At 68.8% G+C, this 6678-nt stretch carries 6 protein-coding genes; 4 read left to right on the top strand and 2 right to left on the bottom strand.

What is annotated here, in order from left to right:
• Positions 1-76: 76 nt before the first annotated feature.
• Together LZF96_RS22980 and LZF96_RS22985 are read left to right on the top strand one after the other, a co-directional pair.
• Complete coding sequence (locus tag LZF96_RS22980) at positions 77-1138, top strand: YihY/virulence factor BrkB family protein (RefSeq protein WP_233876128.1); 1062 nt, start codon at positions 77-79, stop codon at positions 1136-1138.
• Positions 1139-1310: 172 nt separating this feature from the next.
• Positions 1311-2216, top strand: a complete 906-nt coding sequence (locus LZF96_RS22985) for a DUF2382 domain-containing protein (RefSeq protein ID WP_233876130.1) — start codon at positions 1311-1313, stop codon at positions 2214-2216.
• A gap of 166 nt (positions 2217-2382) precedes the next feature.
• Here the strand turns inward: LZF96_RS22985 and LZF96_RS22990 are convergent, their stop codons facing one another.
• Positions 2383-2844 carry a hypothetical protein gene (locus LZF96_RS22990; protein WP_233876132.1) on the bottom strand — a complete coding sequence of 154 codons (462 nt, stop codon included), beginning with the start codon at positions 2842-2844 and terminating at the stop codon, positions 2383-2385.
• 305 nt (positions 2845-3149) lie between these two features.
• On the bottom strand, positions 3150-3722 hold the full coding sequence (locus LZF96_RS22995; RefSeq protein WP_233876134.1) for an RNA polymerase sigma factor: 573 nt from the start codon (positions 3720-3722) through the stop codon (positions 3150-3152).
• A gap of 480 nt (positions 3723-4202) precedes the next feature.
• Here LZF96_RS22995 and LZF96_RS23000 point away from each other — a divergent pair, with 480 nt between their 5' ends.
• Positions 4203-4736, top strand: a complete 534-nt coding sequence (locus LZF96_RS23000; protein WP_233876136.1) for an Asp23/Gls24 family envelope stress response protein — start codon at positions 4203-4205, stop codon at positions 4734-4736.
• Positions 4737-5510: 774 nt separating this feature from the next.
• The gene (locus LZF96_RS23005) at positions 5511-6518 is read left to right on the top strand and encodes a YihY/virulence factor BrkB family protein (RefSeq protein WP_233876138.1); all 1008 of its coding nucleotides are present in this window, start codon (positions 5511-5513) and stop codon (positions 6516-6518) included.
• Positions 6519-6678 lie beyond the last annotated feature (160 nt).

The following is a 6678-nucleotide window of genomic DNA, read 5'->3' on the forward strand; positions in this document are numbered from 1 at the left end:
GGGGTGGCGGGACCCGGCCCGTCGGGCTCCGGATCGGACTTCGGGGCCCTCCGGGCCCGCCGGGAGAGGTGGCGACATGGCACGGCGATATGTGGGACACGGACGGAAAAGTGGGGCGGAGACCGAGCGGGGGGCGGCCCCCGGTGAGCGCGACACGGACACCACCCACGAACGCGCCGTCGATTCGGCAGAGGGGCGCCCCCCGGAGGGCCCCCGCGGCGAGGAGCCGCCGAAGAGTCCGACCGATCTCCCCAAGCGCTCCTGGAAAGGTGTCTTCAAGCGCACCGCCAAGGAGTTCAAGGAGGACGGCCTGATCGACTGGGCCGCCTCGCTCACCTACTACGGCATCCTGTCGATCTTCCCGGCGCTGCTGGCCCTGGTCTCGATCGCGGGATTGATGGGGACCGATGCCGTTCAGACCATGATTGACAATGTGGGGGAGCTGGCCCCCGGCCCGGCGCGGGATCTGTTGACCAGCATGCTGGAGCAGCTCGAGGGGACAGCCGGCGCGGGCTTCGCCCTGATCGCGGGTCTGGCGGTCGCCCTGTGGTCCGCCTCCGCCTATATCGCGGCGTTCATGCGAGCCTCCAACTCGGTCTACGACATCGGTGAGGGGCGCCCCATCTGGAAGACCCTGCCGATCCGTTTCGGGGTCACCGTCGTGTTGGTGGTGGTGTTGGTACTCATCGCGATCGGTGTGGTGTTCACCGGCACACTGGCCACTCGGGCCGGTGAGATCGTGGGACTGGGCGATACCGCGGTGCAGGTGTGGGACATCGCCAAGTGGCCGGTGATGGTGCTGCTGTTCAGCATGGTCATCGCGTTGCTGTACTGGGCCTGTCCGAACGTCAAGCACGGTTTCCGTTGGGTCAGCATCGGCAGCCTGCTGGCGGTGCTGCTCTGGATCCTGGCCTCGGTGGGCTTCGCGATCTACGTGGCGAACTTCGGGAACTACAACCAGACCTACGGCAGCCTGGCCGGCGTGATCATCTTCTTGATTTGGATGTGGATCTCGAACATCGCGATCCTGCTGGGACTGGAGGTCAACGCGGAACTCGAGCGCTCTCGCGCGATCACCAACGGGTATCCGCCGGACACGGAGCCCTACGTGGAGCCGCGGGACACGCGCAAGCTCTGAGCGTCACCGAGCCGGAGCCGCGGAGCCCGGGAGGGGTGGTGGCCATCGGCCTCCGCCCCCTCTCCGTTTCACCGGGGTACCCCCTCATCTGGTTGAGAAATTGACCCTTCCGTGGGTTTTCGAGCGTTTCGTACAGGTTAGGCGCTATGTAGGCAGCAGAAGGAGGAGAACAGTGATCACTCGAGAGCAGATCCCGGCCGTACTGGACCACCCGGTCCACGACCGTGAGGGCAAGAAGATCGGCGAAGCCAAGCACGTCTTCCTCGACGACGCCACCGGCCGCCCCGAGTGGGTCAGCGTCAAGACCGGCCTCTTCGGGACCAACGAGTCGTTCATCCCGATACACGAGGCCAACCTGGTCGAGGACCACCTGGAGGTCCCCTACAACAAGGACATGGTCAAGGACGCGCCGAACGTGGACGTGGACTCCGGTGGACATCTCTCCGAGCAGGAGGAGCACCGGCTCTACGAGCACTACGGCATCGACTGGGACACCGCCTGGCAGGATGCCAACGCTTCTGGAACCGGAGGCTGGGCCCGCTCCGACCGGGAACAGCGCACCGGAACCGAGATGGAGGCGGACACCGGCGGTTGGGAGAACACCGAGCCGAGGCTCGACGCCGGTATCGGCACCGGTACCGAGGGCAGGGCCGCGCAGGAACCGTCCACCGCCGACTCTCCTCCCGGCTATCGGGGTTCCGGAAACGACGACGCGATGACCCGCTCCGAGGAACGCATGCACGTCGGAAAGGAGCGGCGCGAGACCGGCCGTGCCCGTCTGCGGAAGTACGTCGTCACCGAGGAGGAGCAGCGGACCGTCCCGGTCACCCGGGAGGAGGTCCGGGTCGAACGCGAGCCGATCACCGACGAAAATCGGGACACCGCCACCGCCGGCCCCGAGATCACGGAGTCCGAGCACGAGGTGACCCTGCACGAGGAACGACCGGTGGTCGAAACCCGTGTCGAACCGGTGGAACGGGTCCGGTTGAGCGCCGAGGAGCACACGGACGAAGAGGCCGTGAAGGGTGAGGTCCGCAAGGAGCGCATCGAGACGGATGCCCCCGACGACACCAAGTGACGCGACCGGCGCCCCTGAGCCACGCTCCCGAGCCCCGGCCCCGGCCCCGGCCCCCACGAGGAAACTCCGCCCCACTCGGGGCAGGTTTCCCCTCCATGGGGGTCGGGGCCCCTCTCGTTCCGACCCGAGTGCGCGGACCCCACACCACCGTTTCTTGTTCTTCGCGTCAGGCGGGCAGGGAAGAATCCGTCGACCGTCCATCGCATCCCGCCGGCTCCTCGGCTCCGGGGCCGGGAATCAGGACATCCACCGCTCGCACGTCCAGCCCCCACACCTCCACCGCTTCCTCCCGCACCCGCTCACGCACCTCGTCGAGCGCCTCCGATGAGGGGGCGGATCCGCCCCCCAACTCCACCCGCACGCTCAGGGGCACGATCGACCGGTGATCCCCCGCCCCTTCTCCCGCCCCGTGTGTCTCGAACCATGGCCCCGACCCCCTGCCTGCCATCGGTGAGAGGAAACACTCCACCGCGGTGACACCGTCCATCGCCTCCACCACGGCACGCAGAGCTCGCTCGGCATCGGTGGCGATCCGACTTTCCCACCCCTTCTCCACCGGGCGGGAAAAGCTCCCGGGAACGGGCTCCGCGCGAACACGTTCCATCACCCGCCGGACGACCGCGGCCACGCCCCGGTCCTCCTCGTGTGGCCGAAACCCCGACTCCTCTTCCGGCCGGAACACCGAGTCCGCGTCCACCCGGCGAAGTCCCCGAACCGCCTCCTCCAAGCGGCGTGCCCCCTCCCCACCGCCCCTCTCCGGCTCCGGCTCGGCCGCCTCCTCGCACGCGGAAGCGGGCGGCTGCCACGGGGCGCCCGGGGTACCGGCGGATCCCGGATGTCCCATGTCCCGGCCACTCACCAAACGGTTCTGGAGGGAAAGCCTTCCGATGGGCTTGGGAGAGCCGTCCTCCTCCGGGGGGTTGATCGACGGTGTCATCTCCACGCGCTCATCTCCTCCGTCAACATGCGTCGGGCCCGATGGATGCGACCGCGGACGGTGGGATGCTCCACTCCCACGACCCCGGCGATCTCCTCGTACGACAGACCGTGCAGCTCGCGCAGGATCCAGCACGCCCTCTGATCCTCGGGCAACCGCCCGAGCGCCACGAGGAGATCCCGCATGGCCTCCCGGGCTTCCGTGGTGCGAATCGGAGAGCCGTACCCGCCGGCCGGGACCGCTTCGGGTACCACTTCCGTCCCCGTCAGGGGTGGGCGCGCTCTGATGTGGTTGAGACAGCGGTTGGTGACGATCCGGAACATCCAACTGCGGAAAGCCGCATCACCCCGGAATTCCGGCAGCCTCCGCCATGCCGTCACGAATGCTTCCTGCACGATGTCCTCGGGATCCCCGCCCGGGCCCACCAGCCGGCCGGCCAACCGAAGAAGCTCCGGGGTGTGCCGGCGCACCAGCGTCTCGAACGCCTCCTGATCCCCTTTCGCCGCCTCGGCGGTCAGGCGGGCGTCCTCGCCCGGTCGCCGAGGGAGCGCATCGTCATCACGGAACATGACCTCTCCTTCCGACGAACCTTCGTTTCCTCTTTGGACACCCGGGAGAGTCCATCGTCACGACAAGGTGGAGCACTTCACCCGAATGCCGGAGCCGGCTCCTCGGCGATCACCCGGCCGGGTGATCGCCGAGCCGATTTCGTCGTCTCCGCGTGACGAACGCTCCTCGCAGGTGTCCAAGAAGTGACGGACCGAAGGGAAATGAGGCCGGGCGGGGAACGAACCCGGCCGAGCCGAGAGCACCGGGTGGGAGGGGAGGCGGGCTTCCCCGGGATTGCACGGCGGACAACGAGGTGGTCCGCCCCAACACGGGGAAAGCGGGGAGGGGAGGACCCGCTTCGGCTGCGGGGCCCGGGGAGTCCGGTCGAGCCCCGGCCCGGTACCCGACGGCCCACCGACCGGAGACCCACCGGGCATCGGGCAGGACACCGGCCCGCCCAGCGGGCGCCGCCGAATACGAGAACGACGAAGGAGAGTGCGATGACGACGGAGACGAACATCCCCACCAACTCGCGAACGCCGACGGGAATCACCGTTTCGCCGGAGAGTCCGGCGGAGCCGCGTCCCGCCGTCCCGGTGGTGCGCACGATCGGGGCGGGGGCCACCGGCCCGGGAGCGCCGGCGGTCATGCGTGGTCGGACCTCGATCGCGGCCACCGTGGTGGAGAAGATCGCGGGTATGGCCGCCCGCGAGATCCCCGGGGTGTCCGCCCCCGCGGGGGGAGGTCTCGCCCGAATGGGATCTCTCCGTCATCGCCTGACGGGGAATCGTGAAGGGGCCTTCGTCGGGGTGAAGGCGGAGGTCGGTGAGCGACAGACCGCGATCGACCTGAATCTGGTGATCGAGTACGGCCTCTCCATACCGGAGGTCACGGCGGCGGTGCGGGAGAACGTGATCCTGGGCCTGGAACGCATGACGGGTCTCGAGGTTGTGGAGGTGAACATCGTGGTGGAGGACGTGTTCCTCCCCGAGGAGGAAGTCCTCGAACCGGAGCCGGCCGTACGAGTGGTGTGAGTTCTTCCCGCCGGTGAGTCCGCGATCTCGCCTCGATCACACCCCCGGGGAGAGGGGGACGGGGTCCGGTGGTGGGGAAAGTCGGTCGGCCGTCTCGGCCCACCGACGGCGAGCGCGGCGGCGGTCGGGGATCCGCCTCCCGCCGTCCGCTCTCTCCACGCCGGTCCGATCGCGCGGGGAAGAGAGCGGACGGGCGCGCGCCGGTGCGGCCGGCCCCGTTCCCCGGGGAAGGACTGCTCCGGAAGTGGAGGTGAAGCACGGCCGAAGAGGGAGAGCACATCCATCGTCCCGGGCATACGAGCAGAGAAGAGGACGAACGAGGGATTCCACATCGGTGGGGCGACGGGGTAGGCCATACGATCCCCGGTAACAACCCGTTTCGGTGGAACCGCTCCTGTGAGCAGGACTGATCCATCGGGCAGGCGGGGTGGGAAAGCCACGGAAACCGTTCTCGGGGTTTCGTCGGTTGAGGGAGCGGGCTCGCACTCGTGAGCCGGTGGCGCCGCGGAACCGCGGATGATGTGACAAGGAGCAGCCGTGGTTGGTCATCGCGGAGGGGCAGGCGTCGGAGGCCCCTCATCCGGTACGGGTTTCCCCGCCCCGTCCGAGCCGGCTCCGGGCGCCGTGCCCGGGGCGGAAGCCGCCGCCACCGCCTTTCCCGGTCCGGGAGTGCCCGGGCAGGACGGGGAGTCCGCGGACCCGGTGGGAGGCGTCACCTCCGGAAAACCGGGCGACACGGTGGAGAGAGGCGGGACGGGCACCACGGGGGAGCCCGTGACCGGACACGGGCTCGGGCCCGAGGGCCACGCTCCCGTCGGAGAGCGGCAGCCGATCGATACGGAGGCCCCCGACTCACACCGGAAGCTCTTCGGCCGGGCACTGCGCCGAACCCCCGGGGCTGTGTGGGACCACGACCTCATGGACTGGGCGGCGGCCCTGACCTACTACGCCATGCTGGCGATTTTCCCCATGCTGCTGGTCACCGTGTCGGTGGTGGGTCTCACCGGCCAGAACGCCGTCCCCGAACTGGTGGACCAGCTGGGAGCGGTGGTCCCCGAGGCATCCCGGCATCTGCTGGAGGAGTCCCTGCGGGGCATGGCCGATCAGCGATCGGCGGTGTGGCTGCTGGTGGTGTTCGGCACGATCGGCTCACTGTGGTCGGCGACCAGCTACCTGGGGGTCTTCCGACGGGCCCTGCACACCATGTACGGGGTACGGGACACCCGGCCCATATGGAGGACGCTGCCGCGCATCGTGCTCACCGCCTTGATGCTGCTGGTTCTTCTGGTCTCCAGCGCTCTGGTGCTGTTGCTGACCGGAGGGCTGGCCCGGTTCACGGGGCATCTGCTGGGCATGGACAGCGCCGCGATAACAGCGTGGAACGTCTTGAAGTGGCCACTCCTGCTCTGTCTGGGCGCGGTGCTGGTCCTGATGGTGTTCCGCACCGGCCCACGTCCCACCCGCGACACCCGACGGAACGCGCCGGGTGGGGCCCTGGCGGTGGTCCTCTGGTTGACGGCATCGGCGGGATTCGCGCTCTACGCCTCGAACGCCCCCACCTACAACCGTCTCTACGGCTCCCTCGCGGGAATCGTGGTGTTCCTGGTCTGGCTCTGGGTCACCAACCTCGCCCTCTTGGCCGGGGCCCAGTTCAACGTGGAAGTGGCGATCGCCCGTCGAATGTCCCTCATCGCCCCGGGCATCGAGAGGGTCACCGAGGAAACCACCGACCCGACTCCGGCCCCACCCGGGAGTACCCGAACAGGGCGCTCCGATCCCTGACCGGGCGCCCGGGGAACCACCAGCGCACCACCGGCGGGGGGTGCCTCTATGTCTTTCGTCAAGGCATTGCTGTCGGGTTTGGGGTGGTTCGGGGCTGTTGGGGTTATGCAGCGAGTTCGATGTTCTTCGGTGTCCGGGATTCGTAGAGGGTGCCGTCGCG

It is taken from the genome of Streptomyces sp. ST2-7A (assembly GCF_021390475.1).
Classification (GTDB): Bacteria; Actinomycetota; Actinomycetes; order Streptomycetales; family Streptomycetaceae; genus Streptomyces.